Source organism: Pseudomonas siliginis (assembly GCF_024072275.1).
GTDB lineage: Bacteria > Pseudomonadota > Gammaproteobacteria > Pseudomonadales > Pseudomonadaceae > Aquipseudomonas > Aquipseudomonas siliginis.
This window is the reverse complement of the sequence record NZ_CP099598.1, coordinates 681,530-699,144: the sequence shown is the minus strand read 5'-3', so window position 1 is coordinate 699,144 and position 17,615 is coordinate 681,530. Positions and strand designations below refer to the sequence as shown.

Genomic DNA, 17,615 nt, shown 5'->3' with positions numbered 1-17,615 from the left:
CCCCCGCCCTCTCCCGGAGGGAGAGGGAGCCTGACCGAGTCGTCTGAAATAAATTTATCTGCCTGAACGAATATTGCTGACTGAATTGGCCATTGAAAACAACCAAGATCAGTCCCCTCTCCCTCGGGAGAGGGCTAGGGTGAGGGGCTGCTCCAACTGGCACCCCACACTTCTCGAGAGCCACCCGAATCTGCCCTGATGGAACCCGAACCATGGACCTGACCCCACGCGAAAAAGACAAGCTGCTGATCTTCACCGCCGGCCTCGTCGCCGAGCGGCGGCTGGCCCGTGGCGTAAAACTCAACTACCCGGAAGCCATGGCCTACATCTCCGCCGCGCTGCTGGAGGGTGCCCGCGACGGCCAGACCGTGGCCGAGCTGATGCACTACGGCACCACCCTGCTCAGCCGCGAACAAGTGATGGAAGGCATCCCGGAGATGATCCCGGAAATCCAGGTCGAGGCGACGTTCCCCGACGGCACCAAACTGGTCACCGTTCACCAGCCGATCGTCTGAGGCCGCGCCATGACTTACGCCATTCGCGATGCAACCCGGGCCGACCTGCCGGCGATCCGCGACATCTACAACGACGCCGTGCTCAACACCACGGCGATCTGGAATGAACAAGCGGTCGACCTCGGCAATCGCCAGGCATGGTTCGACGCGCGTCAGTTGCAGGCGTACCCGATTCTGGTGATCGTCGACAGCCACAACGCGGTGCTGGGTTACGCCTCGTTCGGCGACTGGCGGCCGTTCGACGGTTTCCGCCACACCGTCGAGCACTCGGTGTACGTGCGCAGCGATCAACGCGGCAACGGCCTCGGCCCGCAACTGATGACCGCGTTGATCGAACGCGCCCGCGCCTGCGGTAAACACGTCATGGTCGCTGCCATCGAGAGTGGCAACGCCGCGTCGATTCGCCTGCACCAGCGCGCCGGTTTCAGCGTCACCGGGCAGATGCCGCAAGTGGGCACCAAGTTCGGCCGCTGGCTCGATCTGACCTTCATGCAGTTGACCCTCAACCCCGGCGCACAGCCGCCGGATACTCACAAGGAGTGATGTCGATGAACGCCGCCCAGTTGCGCCGCGTCAACGCTGAAAGCTTTGCCCACTATCGCCAGGGCCTGATCGACCTGCTGCTCGACGCCGTCGGTTACGGCGCCAGCGTCGGTTTTATGGCCGACCTCGATGAGGTGCAGGCGCGCGCATATTTCGATGAGGTGCAGGACAACATCAACAAGGGCAGCACGCTGCTTTGGGTGGTGGTCAAGGACGAGCAGGTGCTGGCCAGCGTGCAACTGGGCCTGTGCCAGAAGGCCAACGGCCTGAACCGCGCCGAAGTGCAGAAGCTGCTGGTACGCGAAGACGCCCGGCGGCGCGGTCTCGGTCAGCAACTGATGCAGGCGCTGGAACTCGAAGCGCCCAAGCACAAGCGCGGCATGCTCTATCTCGACACCGAGGCCGGCTCGCCGGCGGAAGATTTCTACAAGGCGCTGGGCTACGTGCGCGCCGGCGAAATCCCTGATTACGCCTGCGATCCCAACGGCACCTATCGCCCGACCGCTCTCTATTACAAAGTCCTGCAAGGAGCCCAGCGATGATTCCTGGCCAATACCAGATCCAGCCCGGCGACATCGAACTCAACGTCGGCCGTCGCACCCTCAGCCTGAAAGTCGCCAACAGCGGTGACCGGCCGATTCAGGTCGGCTCGCATTTCCACTTTTTTGAAACCAACGACGCGCTGACCTTCGATCGCGCCGCCAGTCGCGGCATGCGCCTGAATATTCCGGCGGGCACGGCGGTGCGCTTCGAGCCGGGGCAAAGCCGTGAAGTCGAACTGGTGGATTACGCCGGGCATCGCCGGGTGTTCGGCTTTGCCGGCCGCATCATGGGTGATCTCTAAACAACACGGTGCCCGCTCTGGCCCCTTCGCGAGCAGGCTCGCTCCCACATGAGAACGCGATCAAATGTGGGAGCGAGCCTGCTCGCGAAAGCGAGTAATGCGAGCGATTTCAGACCCAATTGAATCTCAAGGCATGCCCATGAAAATCTCCAGACAAGCCTACGCCGACATGTTCGGCCCCACCGTCGGCGACAAGGTGCGCCTGGCCGACACCGAGCTGTGGATCGAAGTCGAAAAGGACTTCACCACCTACGGCGAGGAAGTGAAATTCGGTGGCGGCAAAGTCATCCGCGACGGCCAGGGCCAGAGCCAATTGCTCGCCGCCGAAGTGGTCGACACGCTGATCACCAACGCGCTGATCATCGACCACTGGGGCATCGTCAAGGCCGACGTCGGCCTCAAGGACGGGCGCATCGCCGCGATCGGCAAGGCCGGCAACCCCGACGTGCAGCCCAATGTGACCATCGCCATCGGCGCCGGCACCGAAGTGATTGCCGGCGAAGGCATGATCCTCACCGCTGGCGGCATCGACACGCATATCCACTTCATCTGCCCGCAGCAGATCGAAGAAGCGCTGATGAGCGGCGTCACCACCATGATCGGCGGCGGCACCGGGCCTGCCACCGGCACCAACGCCACCACCTGCACCTCCGGCCCGTGGCATCTGGCGCGCATGCTCCAGGCCGCCGATGCTTTCCCGATGAACATCGGCCTGACCGGCAAGGGCAACGCCAGCCTGCCGGAGCCGTTGATCGAACAGGTCAAGGCCGGCGCAATCGGCCTCAAGCTGCACGAAGACTGGGGCACCACTCCGGCGAGTATCGACAACTGCCTCAACGTCGCCGACCAGTACGATGTGCAGGTGGCGATCCACACCGATACCCTCAACGAATCCGGCTTCGTCGAAACCACCCTTGGCGCGTTCAAGGGCCGCACCATCCACACCTATCACACCGAAGGTGCCGGTGGCGGCCACGCGCCAGACATCATCAAGGCCTGCGGCTTTGCCAACGTGCTGCCAAGCTCGACCAACCCGACCCGGCCGTTCACCCGCAACACCATCGACGAACACCTCGACATGCTGATGGTCTGCCATCACCTCGACCCGAGCATTGCCGAAGACGTCGCCTTCGCCGAAAGCCGGATCCGCCGCGAAACCATTGCCGCCGAAGACATCCTCCACGACCTCGGCGCGTTCTCGATGATCAGCTCCGACAGTCAGGCCATGGGCCGTGTCGGCGAAGTCATCACGCGCACCTGGCAGACCGCCGACAAGATGAAAAAACAGCGCGGCCCGCTGCCACAGGACGGCGCAGGCAACGACAACTTCCGCGCCAAACGCTACATCGCCAAGTACACGATCAACCCGGCAATCACCCATGGCATCAGCCATGAAGTCGGCTCGATCGAAGTCGGCAAGTGGGCCGATCTGGTGCTCTGGCGCCCGGCGTTCTTTGGTGTGAAGCCGACGCTGATCCTCAAGGGCGGTGCGATTGCCGCCAGCCTGATGGGCGACGCCAACGCTTCGATTCCAACACCGCAACCGGTGCATTACCGCCCGATGTTTGCCAGCTACGGCGGCTCGCTGCACGCCACCAGCCTGACCTTTATCAGCCAGGCGGCGCAGGAGGCCGGATTGCCGGAAGCCTTGGGATTGAAGAAGCAGATCGCTGTGGTGAAGGGCTGCCGAGACGTGCAGAAAACCGACCTGATCCACAACGACTATCTGCCGAACATCGATGTCGATCCACAGACCTATCAGGTCAAGGCCGATGGCGTGTTGCTGTGGTGCGAACCGGCGGAAACGCTGCCGATGGCGCAGCGCTATTTTCTGTTCTGATGAAGGCGTGCGCTGAATACGGACGCGCAGGTCCGTATTCAGTCGCGATCGCTCAGGCAGTCACGGGAACAGTTTCGCGATGTCCGCATCGCTGTAGTTGTAATCGATGCGTAACTCGGTTCCCGCCGGAATGTCTTCGGTAGCGAAGATGGCGTTGAGAATGAAGTCCCGGGTGACCAATTCCTTGCCTATCCACTGTTGCGCTTCGACATCGAACGGTACGAACTCGACGTTGTAACCCTCCGTAGCCTGACGAACCGGCTTGCCCGTTGCGTCATACCAAAAGCGCGTGTTGATCCGGGAAATAATCGTGTCACCAACCAGCGCGAATTCGTAGGGGATCAAATATCCAGGCCCTGGTTGATAACGGACGCCGACCTTCATGGTGTATGACTGCTGGGGCAGCGGCACAAGACGTCCCGGCATGATCGCGCCAGCATAGACACCGACCACCTCGCCTCGGGTGATGCGCCGGTTGGCGACCACCATTGACTGGCCGACCAGGGCCCGCTCTCCGGGCACCGTCATGTCGGCCTCGGTGAACAATCGCCATTGCAGCTTTTCTTCATACAACCGCGCGACATGCTCGTAGGCGCCAAACTTGATGTAGGGCTTGATCTGCTCGGAGGTATAACGGCTGCCGTCTTCGAAACGCGCCAGGGTCTGGAGCTTCTTTATCCTGACAGGCCGGCCGGCCATGTCCCGGAAAGGGTATTTGCCGTTATTGGCACGGTCGTAGACCCCGGGCCGATTGGTGAGGAACGAAAACCGTGTTTCGCTGCGCATTGCACGCAATTCCTCAGCGGTGAAGGGTTTGACGGGCATCGACTCGGACGCCAGATAAAAATGTTCCTGCGTTACACCGCCATCGTCGGGCAGCTCCTCAACGGCAGACTCATAGTCTTCATCGCTCTGGCGCGCCACCCTGCGGCTTTTACCCGGGACAGCGGCAGCGTCCGGCGACGCGCCGGACTCTTCAAGCGCGTACCAGTGCTTGTTCAACGGATCGTAGGCAAGCACAGGGCCGGACGGCTGCAGCTCGCTGGACAATCTGGCCCGATGCAGACCGGTCTCGGCATCGACGCCGATCAGCACCGTACCACCGCCCTGCAGGTCCGCGTATTGGCGTCCTTTGAATACGCGAAACCCGTCAACGTCCGCTTGCGGTAGAGGGGCTGTCGAGGCAATCAGGTAACGCTCCAGAGCCGAGGTTTTAAGCTTCGGGACGGGACCAGATGTAGACGGCGTCGGGTCGACGTGCACGCTGTGCGGGGCAACTGCAGTTTCCATTTGCTGCGTGTTGCTGCCGGGCTCACTGGCATCGGGCGGGGTCTTGCGAATGAACGGACCGGGGGTCAGGTGCGGCGACTCGATACCGTGCGTGGCGGAATCCCGGGATGTGCGCCCAGGGGTGGTGATATCGACTGCGCCCGGCTTGGGCGGCTTGGGTCTGACTGGCATTGACAGGCTTCCTTGCAAAGATTGCGCAGCGCTGGCCAGTCTGGCTGGCGCTACGACCGTCGGCATCCATTGCCAACATGTGCCCGGAAAACTATCAGACCATCCTGCCGGTTCATACCGGACGAAACACCCGCAAACATTAATCAGGCGGGAGCGGGCCAGCACGCGATGAGGCCAGCTAGGACCTCACGGCCTCAAACAATTTATTCGACCACCAACCGCCCCAAACGCTGGCGCAACATGCGGTTCTCGGCACGCAACTGCTTCACCTCGTCCAGTAGATCCAGCGCCAGCGCCACGCCTTCCCACTCCAGTTCCAGATCACGGCGCAGCTTCGCCGCACGCTTGGCCAAGGCCAATTCGTAATCGGTGAAGCGCCATTCCCGGGGCTGCGCGCCCTGAGGTTCGAGGATGCCGTGCTCGACGATTTCGATCACGTAGACGTCCGACAAATCGGCCGCCTCACAGAATTCTGCCAGGTCCAGTTGAACGATCAGGGGGCTGCTCATGATGGGCTACTCCGTCGTCGGGTTCAGAAGTTCTCTCGCGGATTGAAGGCGGCTTTCTTCGCCAGTTCCTGCCACAGCGCCTTGACCTCATCGTCGGAGGCTTTGGGCATCACGGCCTTGAGCTGCACGAACAGATAACCGCGTTCGCCGGCCTTGTTCAGCAGGCCATGGCCCTTGGCGCGCATGCGCTGGCCATTCTGGCTGCCGGCCGGGACCTTGAGGTTGATCTTGCCGGTCAGGGTCGGCACGGCGACTTCGGTGCCCAATGCCAATTCCCACGGAGCCAGGGGCAAGGTGATGATCAGGTTTTCGCCTTCGACATCGAATTTCGGGTGCGGCGCAAAACGAATGGTCAGGTACAGGTCGCCATTCGCCCCGCCACCGATGCCCGGTGCGCCCTGGCCCTTCAGGCGAATTCGCTCGCCATCGGTCACGCCGGCCGGAATCTTCACGTTCAGGCTCTTGCTGGTGTTGCTGACATGCTGGCCGTGCGCGTTGTATTGCGGCACCTGAAAGGTGACTTTCTTCGATTCGTTCGACAGGGTTTCTTCGAGGAAGACCGGCAGTTCCATTTCCACGTCTTGCCCTCGACGTCCGCGTGATTGGCGGCTCTCGGCGCCACCGAAACCGGGGCCGCGATTGCCGAAGATCGAACTGAAGAAGTCCGAGAAGTCGCCCGTGTCGCCACCGCCGCCACCGAAGCCGCCACGGCTCTGCCAGCCCGGTGGGCCCTGAAACGGCTGACCGTGCTGGCCATAACGGCGCAGTTCGTCGTATTCGGCGCGCTTGTCGGCGCTTTTCAGCGCTTCATAGGCTTCCGAGGCATCCTTGAACTTGGCCTCGGCGTCTTTTTCCTTGCTGACGTCGGGGTGGTATTTGCGCGCCAGCTTGCGATAGGCCGCCTTGATGGCCTTGTCGTCGGCTGTCGGCTCCACGCCGAGTATCTTGTAATAGTCTTTGAAGTCCATGGAAGGATCACCATCCGTTATCGATTTCGCGCCGAGACCAGCATGCGCCGATTGGCACGTGCCGGGTTGACCGATCTCAAGTTTGTGACCGGGTGGCGCCGCAGAAGTTTATCGGCAGTGGACGACGGTTCTTGCGACCGCCGGTGTGTCTGCCGGCCCATGCCAGCAAGTTTGGGGCGATGCGGTGGTTTTCAACTGTCCGGGGGCGAAATAGCGGATGACCGGCCTTCGAATCTGCCGCGCACTGACATACACTGCGCGGCCGTTTTTTTGACCGGAAACCGAAAGACATGAAAGACGCCTCTCCAGCCCGTGCCTGCGGCATCGACTTCGGCACGTCCAACTCCACCGTCGGCTGGCTGCGCCCCGGCATGGACACCATGATCGCGCTGGAAGACGACAAGATCACCCTGCCGTCGGTGGTCTTCTTCAACATCGAGGAACGTCGCCCGGTCTACGGTCGCCTGGCCCTGCACGAGTATCTGGAAGGCTACGAAGGCCGGCTGATGCGCTCGTTGAAAAGCCTGCTCGGCTCCAAGCTGATCAAGCACGACACCAGCGTCCTCGGCACGGCGATGCCGTTCAAGGATCTGCTCGGGCTGTTCATCGGCCAGCTCAAGAGCCGCGCCGAAACCGCCGCCGGTCGGGAATTCGAGCAAGTGGTGCTGGGTCGCCCGGTGTTCTTCGTCGACGACGATCCGCTGGCTGACCAGGAGGCCGAAGACACCCTGGTCGAAGTGGCGCGCAAAATCGGCTTCAAGGACGTGTCGTTCCAGTACGAGCCGATCGCGGCAGCGTTCGACTACGAGTCGACCATCGAGAAAGAAGAGCTGGTACTGATCGTCGACATCGGCGGTGGTACCTCCGACTTCTCGCTGGTGCGCCTGTCGCCCGAGCGTCGCGGTGTCGACAACCGTCACGATGACATCCTCGCCACCGGCGGTGTGCACATCGGTGGTACCGACTTCGACAAACAGCTGAGTCTGCAAGGCCTGATGCCGCTGTTCGGCTACGGCAGCCGCATGAAGAGCGGCGCCTACATGCCAACCAGCCACCACATGAACCTGGCGACCTGGCACACGATCAACTCGGTGTACTCGCAGAAATCCACGCTGGCACTGGGCAGCATGCGCTACGACATCGAAGACACCGGCGGCATCGATCGCCTGTTCAAGCTGATCGAACAGCGCGCCGGGCACTGGCTGGCGATGGAAGTGGAAGAAACCAAGATCCAGCTGACCCACGCCGACAGCCGCCACGTGCCGCTGGACCGCATCGAAGCCGGGCTGAGCGTCGAGCTGAGCCGCGCGTTGTTCGAATCGGCGATCGAGGCTTTGCTGGAGCGTGTGCGTGGCAGCGTTACGCAATTGCTCAATGATGCCGGCGTGGCGGTCGATCAGGTCGACACGGTGTTCTTCACTGGTGGTTCGAGCGGCATCCCGGCCCTGCGTAACAGCGTCTCGGCGATGTTGCCGAACGCCCGGCATGTCGAAGGCAACATCTTTGGCAGCATTGGTAGCGGTTTGGCGATTGAAGCGATGAAGCGTTACGGTTCGATGGCCTGATCACAATCTGTGGCGAAGAGCCTTTGTGGAGAGGGGATTTATCCTGTGGCGAGGGGATTTATCCCCGTTGGGTCGCGAAGCGGCCCCCGCCTTATGAAAGCAGGGGCCTGCTGCGCAGGCCAACGGGGATAAATCCCCTCGCCACAGATGCATTCAATTTAGTTGCCTGGCCTTAGACCATCCCGCCCAGCTTCAGCTCACTCTTCAGATACGCGTAATAAATCGGCCCTGCCACCACCCCCGGCAAACCGAACGCGGCTTCGAACACCAGCATCGCCAGGAGCAACTCCCACGACTTGGCACTGATCTGCCCGCCGACGATGCGCGCGTTGAGGAAGTATTCGAGCTTGTGGATAACGATCAGATAGCCCAGCGCTGCGATCGCCACCCAGATCGACAGCGACAGACCGACGATGGTGATCAGCGTGTTCGACATCAGGTTGCCGATCACCGGCAGCAGGCCGAGCAGGAAGGTCAGCACGATCAGGGTTTTGGTCAGCGGCAGCTTGATGCCGAACATCGGCAGGATCACCGCGAGGAAGATCCCGGTGAACACGGTGTTGAGCAGGGAAATCTTGATCTGCGCGAAGACGATATTGCGAAACGCCTGCACCAGCAGATGCAAACGGTCGAACAAAGCGGCGGCCAGCGGCTTGCGCTTGGTCACGTCGGGGATGCGCTGCAGGGCGATGATCGCGCCGAGCACCATGCCGATCAGCAGGGTGACGAACATGTGCGCGGCGTCCTTGCCGACCAGTTGCAGGTCGGCCAGATGCTTGCTCGCCCACTCGCCGATCGCCACGCGAAATTCCGCCGCACTCGCCGGCAGGTAGGCATCGATGAACGGCGGCAACTGCCCGCGCGCGCGATCGACTACGCCCATGAATTTATCGAGCGAGGCGCCGGGGTTTTCCGCTTCATGCAGGAGGAAACTGATAGCCCCGGCGAAGATCAGCGCCAGCGCACTCACCACCAGCGTGCCGAGCAGCGCCACCGCCAACCAGCGCGCACGCCGCCCTTCGATCAGCCGTTGCAGTTGCGGGGTGAGCATGTTGACCAGCTCGAACACCAGCAACCCGGCCAAAAGACTGGGCAACAGGCGCAGCGGCAGCACCAGCAGCAGACCGCCAAAAATGATGATGCAACTGACCCAGAACACAACATGACGCTGAGAAAACGTTGGCATACAGCCTCAAAACGAACGGCGTGAAAGGATGGGCAGTCTGCCAGCGATCCTGGGTTAGCACTAGGGATATGCGGGGTTTCGGATTTTCGTGCAAGGCTTGCGAATTTCCCCCTCACCCTAGCCCTCTCACAGAGGGAGAGGGGACCGATTGGGGGTTGCTCGAAAAATTTTCCGACCTGAACGTGCAGTGCCGAATCCGCAATCGACCCGGTATTTCAGACCCCAGTTCCTGTCGGCATCAATGCGGTCGGTCCCCTCTCCCTCCGGGAGAGGGTTAGGGTGAGGGAAAATCTCAAGCCGACCGAGTCAATCGGACACCCATGGTGCCCCCTTATTTTTTCTTCAGACACTCACTCATGAACGCCTTGCGCGCATCGCCGGTCAGTGCCTTGGTTTTCGCATCGGCATTACAGGTGGTCATCTTCTGCTGCTGCGGGGTCAGCTCCTTGCCATCGTTGGCCGCTGGTGCCGCTTTCAGGCAGGTGCTCATGAACGCCTTGCGCTCATCGCCCTTCAAACTCTTGGCGGTCGCATCGGCATTGCAGGTGGTCATCTTGTTCTGTTGCGCCGTGGCGGCGAAACCCTGGGAACACACAAGCAGCCCGATCATCAACAACGGCACACGCAACATCTTCATGGAGTTTTCTCCTTGTTGCCGCACCGATGGATGCGGCCTCTGTCGCAGTGTAGTCAAAGCTTGTTACACCTTCCTGCCCTCGAGGTGGCTGCGCCGATACTGCTCCGGCGTGCACCCGGCCTGGCGGGCGAACATGGCGATGAATGCCGAGCCGCTGCTGTAGCCGAGGTCGAAAGCGATTTCCTGCACCGAACGCGAGGTCTCAAGCGCCTCGATCGCCGCCAGATAACGCAAGCGCTGACGCCACTCGCCAAAACTCATGCCCAGCTCACGAACGAACTGCCGCGCCAGCGTGCGCTCGCTGACATGCACTTGCGCGGCCCAATGCGCCAACGGTTGGTTGTCGCCCGGCGCGGCCTGCAAGGCGTCAAGAATCGTCAGCAAGCCCGGGCTGCTCGCGTACGGCAGATAACATTCCTGCACCGGTGCCTGTTGCAGTTGATCGACCAATACCTGGGCCAGACGCTGATCGGCTTCATGCTCGGGGATCTTCACATCGCGGGCGGCGAAGTCTTTGAGGATGGCCTTGAGAATGTCGCTGATTGCCAGCGTGCAGGCCCGCGCCGGCAATCGCGCGCAGACGTCGGGATCAAGACACACCGCGCGGTAGTTGACCGGTTGATGGCTGTAGAAACTGTGCTCGACCTCGGGCGGCACCCACACCGCGTACTGTGGCGGCGACATGAAGCGGCTGCCGTCGACATCCATGTGCAGCACGCCATGGGCCGCGTATTCCAGCGTGCCCCAAGGATGCCGGTGTGGCGCGGCATATTCGTGGGCATTGAAATCGGCGTAGCGGAAATACACCGCTGACGGCAGTTCGCTGAAATCCAGCAGATCGATGTGTTTGCTGTTCATGCTGTCCGGATGCAGAGGCAGGTTGTCTGGATCGCAGTATAGGCCTGCATCCAGACAGGCGATAATCGCGTTTCATCAACGTTCTGGTTTTGTCCCATGCAATACCCGTTTCCCCTGCTGGCGATTTTCATCTGGGCCGGCAACACCGTGATCAACAAACTGGCGGTCGGGGCAATCTTCCCCGCCGAGATCGGTTTCTATCGCTGGCTGCTGGCCGGCGTGCTGTTCACGCCATTCATGCTCTCGAAAGTGATCGCACACTGGCCGCAGATTCGGCCGAATCTGGGGCGGATTTTCGTCCTCGGCGTGCTCGGCATGGCGGTGTATCAGAGCCTCGCCTATTTCGCTGCAACACTGACCACCGCGACCAACATGGGCATCATCCTGTCGCTGATGCCATTGATGTCGCTGGCCATGGCGATCATCAGCCTCGGCCAGCGCCTGACCGCTGGTGCGCTGGTCGGTGCGGTGCTGTCGTTCGCTGGCGTGCTGGTGGTGGTGTCATCCGGCAGCCTCGGAGCGCTGCTGCAACACGGGGTCAATCTGGGCGATGCGATGATGCTGATCGCCACGCTGGCCTACGCGGTTTACAGCACGCTGCTGAAAAAGTGGCAACTACGCCTGCCGCCGCTGGTGCTGCTGTACTTGCAGGTGCTGGTGGCGATTGTGGTGTTGTTTCCGTTGTTCGCTGTTTCGCCGAAGACCGGTTTGAATCTGCAGAACGTGCCGCTGGTGCTCTATGCATGCCTGCTGGCTTCGATGGTCGCGCCGCTGGCGTGGATGCAAGCGGTGCAGCGGCTGGGACCGAGCCGGACGACGTTGTTCTTCAATCTGCTGCCGCTGATTACCGCGTTGATCGCAGCGCTGGTGCTGAAGGAACAGTTAGCGATGTATCACCTGGTGGGCGGTTTGCTGACCTTGGGTGGGGTGGTTTTGTCGGAGCGCTGGACCACCGTGTTGGGCCGCCGGGTCAGCGTTGCCTGATAAGGCCCCTTCGCGAGCAGGCTCGCTCCCACATTGAAATGCAGACACCTGTGGGAGCGAGCCTGCTCGCGAAGAACGATGACGCGGTCTGTTTGGCTATAACCCTGCAGCCTCCAGCCGCGCCGCATGCTCGACAAACAGCATTACCGGATCCGCGCCCTTGCCCACCAGTCCCAGCGACTGATTGACGATGTCGAAATGATCCAGCGGATAGTCATCACCGATCACCGTGCCCAGATGCGAGCTGTAACGGCCGACCATGCCATCGCACTGCCCCGGCTCGCGGACGAAGGTCTTGGCAAACAAGCGACAACTGCGGTTGGTGCCGTCAAAAAGATTGCCGCCACGATCGGTCTTGCCCGGTTGCAGCGTCCCTGACCAGGAGTAATAGCGCACACCGTTGACCTCTTCCGACCCCTGGCCGCCCCAGACTTCAGGCAGCCCTTGTGGATAACGCTGATTGAATAATGCGACGCCCGCCGTGGTCAGCGATTGGTGGGAAGCGTGGATATCCACCGGCAGTTTCGGCCCGTGATAACCCGTGTCGAGCAATGCCATGACCCAGCCGATCAGGCGCAGCAACGCTTCGAGCAAGCGCCCCTTGGCGCTGTTGGCGGGATAGTGCTTTTCCAGATAATCGGCCAGCTCGGAACCATGATTCGGACCGGCCACCGAAGTCACCGAGGCCACCAGATCCGGGCGCTTCGCCGCCGCATATCGTGCGGTCAACGCGCCTTGGCTGTGGCCGAACAGATTGACCTTTTGCGCCCCGCTCTCGCGCAGGATTTCCTCGATCCGCGCCAGCAACTGCTCGCCGCGCACTTCAGTAGAGTTGAGCGGCGAAACCTGCACCGCGACCACCGTCGCACCACCACGGCGCAAGGCCTTGATGATGCCGAACCAATACGGGTAAAGCACCAGCCGGACAAAGCCGAGCATGCCCGGCACCAGCACCAATGGATAACGTGTCGACATGGGTTACATCCTTGTGCGCGGTGAGTGGATGCCAGACCTGCAAGACGCCCGCCAAGCATCCAACGTGACGATGACAACTGAACGATGAGCCTACTTCAGCCCGCCACGATCCGCTCCACCGAAACCGGACTGACCAGCGTCAGGCCCTCCCGACATAGCAGTCTTCAGCAGTTCCTGCAGCGCGTCCGGCATAAATCGCATAAAACTTTTCGCTTCGCTCAAGACTCACAACCTGGGTAGCGACCGCGTCTTCAGAACGTGGCGCCTATCGGATTAGCCTCCAGGAGAATGAAATGAGTGACGTGCATTTGTCTGATGTTCAAACCCTGCGCGAACGCGCGCGGCAACACGTGGAAAACGGCGCGGTCACCGAGGGCTACAACGCCAACCGTGAAGAAATACTGCGTTTGCTCAACGAGTCGCTGGCCACCGAACTGGTGTGCACCTTGCGCTACAAGCGCCACTACTTCATGGCCAGCGGCCTGAAAGCCAACGTCGCCGCCGACGAATTCCTCGAACACGCCAACCAGGAAGCCGAGCACGCCGATCGCCTCGCCGAGCGGATCGTGCAACTGGGCGGTGAGCCTGAGTTCAACCCTGACCTGCTCAGCAAGATGTCCCACGCGCAATACGTGGCCGGCAACACGCTCAAGGAAATGGTTTACGAAGATCTGGTGGCCGAGCGCATTGCTATCGACAGCTATCGCGAAATCATCCAGTACATCGGTGACAAAGACCCGACCACCCGCCGCATCTTCGAAGACATCCTCGCCCAGGAAGAAGAACACGCCGACGACATGGCGGATATCCTCAACGATCTGTAACCCTTAACAGCAAAAGATCGCAGCCTTCAACAGCTCCTACAGGGGGAACGCATTCCAAATGTAGGAGCTGCCGAAGGCTGCGATCTTTCGATCTGCCCTGCTTACTTACTGGGTTTAACGGTCACCGGCGCCTTGCCCTGCTTCATCTGCTCCAGCAACGGCGCGCACTGATTCGGCTCGCCACCGCTCGGCGCCACCAGCGCCAGCAATCCCGCCGCCGGTGCGGCAATCACGCCCAGCGCAACCATCCCCGCCCCGCGCAGCATCAACGGTACGGCTTTGACGCCGGCATCCGGTTTGATGAACTTGCCGCGCACATACAGCGGCGAGCGCAGCGAGATCAGACGCCAGCCCTTGGATTCCGGGGTCACGGTCAGATCGAGTTGTTCGGTGGCCATGTTCGCCGTGCCATCGATGTAGATGATTGCGTTCTCGGTATCGAAGACAAACAGCCGTGTCGTGGCCAGGCCGGTCTTGATGTCGAAGTCCGCCGCCGCGCAATTGATCTTCACTTCCTTGTCGCCAAAGATCTTGCCGACCACGTAGTTACCGACGTTGAGCCCGGCCAGCTCCATCAACTCACGGCTGATTGCACCGTCGTTGATCAGCATCTTCAGATTGCCGTTGGCACCACCGAGCAGCTTGGCCACGGAGTTGCCCCGGCCACTGATGTCGGCATCGCCATTGAGCTCACCGAAACTGGTCTTCATCGGCTCGAAGGTCGGGAACAACTCTTTGAGTTTGAATTTGCGTGCGGTCAAACGCGCCCGGCCTTCCAGCGGCTCGGTGCGGCCATTGAGGCGAATCAGCGCATCCAGCGTGCCGCCGGCGACGCCAAAGCGCAGCGGTTCTAGGCTGAGCTCGCCGTCGTTGAGTTTCAGATGGGTATAGAGGTCTTTGAACGGCAGCTTCTCGCTGTGGACGATGCGTTTGCCGGTGAACTCGACATCGGCGTCCATGGCCCGCCAGCGATCGGTTTTGAATTCTTCGACCGGCAGGACTTTGTCCGCCGGTTGCTTGCTCGCGCCGCCACGGGCCTTTTGCTCGGTGTTGGAGTCGGCGCCGATCAGTGGCGCGAGGTCGGCAAACAGCAGTTGATTGGAGAGCAGCGCACCGCTGAGTTTCGGCCGTGGCTGGCTGGCGACGTAGGTGAGGTCGCCGTGGATGTCGCTGTCGCCGATCTTGCCGTTGAATTTCTCGTAAGTGAATCTCGCCCCGGCCTCGTCATGCAGCCTGGCGATCAGGTGACCGTCGGTGGAATACGGTGGCGTGTCCGGTAGGGTCACGCCGGTCAGCGGGTAGAGATTGCCGAGGCTGTCTCCAGCGAGCTTGAGGCGCAGATCAAGAGCGCCAAGATTCAGCGGGTCAGTCAGGGTGCCGGCCAGTTCGATACGGGTATCGCCGATCTTCGCCTGGGCCTGCAACGGGAACGGCTTGCTCGCGTCCTGCAACGCCAGCAACCCGCCGATCTTGCCCTGCCCGGTGAGGTTCTGCCCGTGGTACTGGCCTTTGACCTTGAGCGCAAAGGCGTAATCCTGCGGTGCGCCGCCCTTGTCCTGAGCAGTTTTCGCCGCTTTGTCGCCGACGATCTCGCTGAATGGAATCGGCTTGCCGAGCGGGTCGATCAACACATCGAGATTGGTCTTCAAGGTCTGATCGTCGAGGGTCACGTGGCCCTTGTCGAAACCGATCGCGCCGATATCGACCACCCAGCTCGAAGGCTCGGCGTTCGGGTCCTTGGGATCGAATTTGAACGTCCAGTTGGCGCGGCCATCGGCCAGACGTTGCAGCTCGGCATTCGGCTCGGTCAGGTCGATGCGCGGAATCACCACGCGCTGGGCCAGCAGGGCCAGCGGCGAAATGCGCAGCTCGACACGTTTCAGAGTGACCATCTGCGGCTGCTTCGACCAGTCAGGATTACCCAGGCTCAGATCCTCGGCGACCACGTGCGGCCAAGGCACCCAAGAGCGCCAGCCGCCCTCTTCCGGCTCGCGCTGCCAGATCACCGCGAGGTTGCCATTGATGGCAAACGCCCGGTGCAGTTCTTCCGAGACTTTGGCATTGATGGTCGGTTTGATCCGGTTCCAGTCGAAGAACACGATGATCAGAATCAAGGCTGCCAGCAGCAGCACGAGGATGGCGAAGATCCAGCTGAAGATTTTTCCAGTGCGCGTCATGCACAAAGCTCCTGATCACGACCGCACGCCGATTACCCGACGCACAGCTGAAACGGCAGACCTAAGCGGCCCCTATGCAGTCTGTGACTGGCGAAAGGCCCGCAGGTTTAATCGAAAGGCAGTTTAAGCCATAAAAAGCGCAGCAAAACTGACCGATCGGTCGAGCAGTGTTACCGCGACCCGCACTTTTGCGAGGCACGAGTGAGTCGAAAATACCCACGACGGTGCAAAACCGTCGCCCGCAAAGGCCCGATCTAGAGCCTTCGCGCCGAACAATCAATTCTGTTGATTATTACCATTGCGTTTATGAACTTTTATATCGACATATCGAGAGTAGCATTGCCCTCGTACCCACTTTATCGCCCTCCCAAGGAGCCACTATCATGAAACGCCAATTACTGCTCAGCCTTACCCTGTCGATGCTAGCCAGCACTGCTTTTGCCCTGCCCGCTGCCGATCAGGCCACTCCGCAAGTCAAAGACAGCCACTCGGTGTTCAGCCAGACGCTCGCTGAAGACGGCTACGACAAAACCCCACAAGGCCAGACTCTGGCTGAAGACGGCTATGACAAGACCCCTCAAGGTCAGACTCTGGCTGAAGACGGCTATGACAAAACCCCACAGGGCCAGACCCTGGCTGAAAACGGCCGCAATCGTCTCGAAGAAAAAGGTCTGGTGGAAGACGGCTACGACAAGACTCCCCAAGGTCAAGCCCTCGCCGAAGGTGGTGGTGATCGTGTAATCGAACGCAACAGCGCCGTGAGCTGAGCCTATGACGGCCCAGCGAAAAAGCCCAATCAGCGGATTGGGCTTTTGACTTTTCAGCTTCTGTGAATCCCTCGCTGCATGACTCCCCGTTCGACGCCGACAAAGCCGATTTGCTAGAGTGCGGCGCTTGTCCTGCCGAAGAACACACCCTGCGATGCTGCCCCGCGCCGAACAGAAACAACAGACCCGCAACGCCCTGATGGACGCTGCCCGCCACCTGATGGAAAGCGGCCGAGGATTCGGCAGCCTGAGCCTGCGCGAAGTGAGCAAGACCGCCGGCATCGTGCCCACCGGTTTCTACCGGCACTTTGCCGATATGGACGAGTTGGGTCTGGTACTGGTCAGCGAAGTCGGCCAGACCTTCCGCGAAACCATCCGCCTGGTGCGGCACAACGAATTCGTCATGGGCGGCATCATCGACGCTTCGGTGCGCATCTTCCTTGATGTGGTCAACGCCAACCGCTCGCAATTCCTGTTTCTCGCCCGCGAACAATATGGCGGCTCGCTGCCGGTACGCCAGGCGATCGGACGCCTGCGGGAGAACATCAGCGCCGACCTCGCGGCGGACCTGGCGCTGATGCCCAAGCTGCAACATCTGGACATCGCCGGTCTGAGCGTGATCGCCGACCTGATCGTCAAATCGGTGTTCGCCACCCTCCCCGACATCATCGACCCGCCCGCCGAGGCCTTGCCGGAGCATCTGACGCCGCAGGCGAAGATCACCCAGCAACTGCGCTTCATCTTTATCGGCCTCAAGCACTGGCAAGGGCTGGGCAGTACCGAGTAATCCCCTTCTCTATCTGACACAGCGCAAAGCCTCTGTGGGAGCGAGCGTGCTCGCGAAAGCGCTGGGTCAGCTGAATACATCTGTCTGACACGGCGCATTCGCAAGCAGGCTCGCTCCCACATTGAACATCCGTCACGGCATCGAATTGGTGCATGACAAATCCTTCATGCACCAA

General features: G+C 61.0%; 18 protein-coding genes. 10 read left to right on the top strand and 8 right to left on the bottom strand.

The window, feature by feature from the left end; translation table 11 throughout:
• The first annotated feature begins 212 nt into the window (after window positions 1–212).
• From ureA to ureC, 5 genes are all read left to right on the top strand, one after another.
• Entirely contained in the window at window positions 213–515 is a 303-nt protein-coding gene (gene ureA, locus NF676_RS03605; protein ID WP_003221215.1) for an urease subunit gamma, read from the top strand.
• Between the two features lie 9 nt (window positions 516–524).
• On the top strand, window positions 525–1,058 hold the full coding sequence (locus NF676_RS03600; RefSeq protein WP_252877350.1) for a GNAT family N-acetyltransferase: 534 nt from the start codon (window positions 525–527) through the stop codon (window positions 1,056–1,058).
• Between the two features lie 5 nt (window positions 1,059–1,063).
• Complete coding sequence (locus tag NF676_RS03595; protein WP_236169796.1) at window positions 1,064–1,600, top strand: GNAT family N-acetyltransferase; 537 nt, start codon at window positions 1,064–1,066, stop codon at window positions 1,598–1,600.
• Window positions 1,597–1,902, top strand: coding sequence for an urease subunit beta (locus NF676_RS03590; protein ID WP_095180936.1), 306 nt, complete (start codon window positions 1,597–1,599; stop codon window positions 1,900–1,902). The genes NF676_RS03595 and NF676_RS03590 overlap by 4 nt, the downstream gene beginning before the upstream one ends.
• A 139-nt stretch (window positions 1,903–2,041) precedes the next feature.
• Complete coding sequence (gene ureC, locus NF676_RS03585; RefSeq protein ID WP_041480696.1) at window positions 2,042–3,742, top strand: urease subunit alpha; 1,701 nt, start codon at window positions 2,042–2,044, stop codon at window positions 3,740–3,742.
• Between the two features lie 60 nt (window positions 3,743–3,802).
• Here ureC and NF676_RS03580 read toward each other — a convergent pair whose 3' ends face one another.
• From NF676_RS03580 to NF676_RS03570, 3 genes are all read right to left on the bottom strand, one after another.
• Complete coding sequence (locus NF676_RS03580; protein WP_252887242.1) at window positions 3,803–5,203, bottom strand: SET domain-containing protein; 1,401 nt, start codon at window positions 5,201–5,203, stop codon at window positions 3,803–3,805.
• A 203-nt stretch (window positions 5,204–5,406) separates the two neighbouring features.
• A complete protein-coding gene (locus NF676_RS03575) occupies window positions 5,407–5,712 on the bottom strand; it encodes a chaperone modulator CbpM (protein WP_016771896.1) in 306 nt (101 codons plus the stop codon).
• Between the two features lie 23 nt (window positions 5,713–5,735).
• Complete coding sequence (locus NF676_RS03570) at window positions 5,736–6,680, bottom strand: DnaJ C-terminal domain-containing protein (RefSeq protein WP_024011397.1); 945 nt, start codon at window positions 6,678–6,680, stop codon at window positions 5,736–5,738.
• A gap of 290 nt (window positions 6,681–6,970) precedes the next feature.
• Here NF676_RS03570 and NF676_RS03565 point away from each other — a divergent pair, with 290 nt between their 5' ends.
• Window positions 6,971–8,245, top strand: a complete 1,275-nt coding sequence (locus NF676_RS03565) for an Hsp70 family protein (protein ID WP_130929365.1) — start codon at window positions 6,971–6,973, stop codon at window positions 8,243–8,245.
• Between the two features lie 172 nt (window positions 8,246–8,417).
• Here the strand turns inward: NF676_RS03565 and NF676_RS03560 are convergent, their stop codons facing one another.
• The 3 genes from NF676_RS03560 to NF676_RS03550 form a co-directional block, all read right to left on the bottom strand.
• The gene (locus NF676_RS03560; RefSeq protein ID WP_016771899.1) at window positions 8,418–9,431 is read right to left on the bottom strand and encodes an AI-2E family transporter; all 1,014 of its coding nucleotides are present in this window, start codon (window positions 9,429–9,431) and stop codon (window positions 8,418–8,420) included.
• Between the two features lie 331 nt (window positions 9,432–9,762).
• Window positions 9,763–10,068: a PsiF family protein gene (locus NF676_RS03555; protein ID WP_016771900.1), complete on the bottom strand. Its 306-nt coding sequence runs from the start codon at window positions 10,066–10,068 to the stop codon at window positions 9,763–9,765.
• 63 nt (window positions 10,069–10,131) lie between these two features.
• The gene (locus NF676_RS03550; RefSeq protein WP_252877347.1) at window positions 10,132–10,926 is read right to left on the bottom strand and encodes an AraC family transcriptional regulator; all 795 of its coding nucleotides are present in this window, start codon (window positions 10,924–10,926) and stop codon (window positions 10,132–10,134) included.
• A gap of 96 nt (window positions 10,927–11,022) precedes the next feature.
• Here NF676_RS03550 and NF676_RS03545 point away from each other — a divergent pair, with 96 nt between their 5' ends.
• Entirely contained in the window at window positions 11,023–11,910 is an 888-nt protein-coding gene (locus NF676_RS03545) for a DMT family transporter (RefSeq protein WP_252887241.1), read from the top strand.
• Between the two features lie 96 nt (window positions 11,911–12,006).
• Here the strand turns inward: NF676_RS03545 and NF676_RS03540 are convergent, their stop codons facing one another.
• Window positions 12,007–12,885 carry an esterase/lipase family protein gene (locus tag NF676_RS03540; RefSeq protein WP_252887240.1) on the bottom strand — a complete coding sequence of 293 codons (879 nt, stop codon included), beginning with the start codon at window positions 12,883–12,885 and terminating at the stop codon, window positions 12,007–12,009.
• A gap of 293 nt (window positions 12,886–13,178) precedes the next feature.
• Between NF676_RS03540 and NF676_RS03535 the strand changes: the two genes are divergently transcribed.
• Window positions 13,179–13,709 (top strand): ferritin-like domain-containing protein, encoded by a 531-nt coding sequence (locus NF676_RS03535; RefSeq protein WP_041480703.1) that lies wholly within the window; start codon window positions 13,179–13,181, stop codon window positions 13,707–13,709.
• Window positions 13,710–13,810: 101 nt separating this feature from the next.
• On the opposite strand, the gene NF676_RS03530 is transcribed toward NF676_RS03535, so the two are convergent.
• Window positions 13,811–15,886 (bottom strand): AsmA family protein, encoded by a 2,076-nt coding sequence (locus tag NF676_RS03530; RefSeq protein WP_252887239.1) that lies wholly within the window; start codon window positions 15,884–15,886, stop codon window positions 13,811–13,813.
• A gap of 383 nt (window positions 15,887–16,269) precedes the next feature.
• Between NF676_RS03530 and NF676_RS03525 the strand changes: the two genes are divergently transcribed.
• Both NF676_RS03525 and NF676_RS03520 read left to right on the top strand, forming a co-directional pair.
• Window positions 16,270–16,653: a DUF2790 domain-containing protein gene (locus NF676_RS03525; protein ID WP_041480705.1), complete on the top strand. Its 384-nt coding sequence runs from the start codon at window positions 16,270–16,272 to the stop codon at window positions 16,651–16,653.
• Window positions 16,654–16,807: 154 nt separating this feature from the next.
• Window positions 16,808–17,440: a TetR family transcriptional regulator gene (locus NF676_RS03520; RefSeq protein WP_056787610.1), complete on the top strand. Its 633-nt coding sequence runs from the start codon at window positions 16,808–16,810 to the stop codon at window positions 17,438–17,440.
• Window positions 17,441–17,615 lie beyond the last annotated feature (175 nt).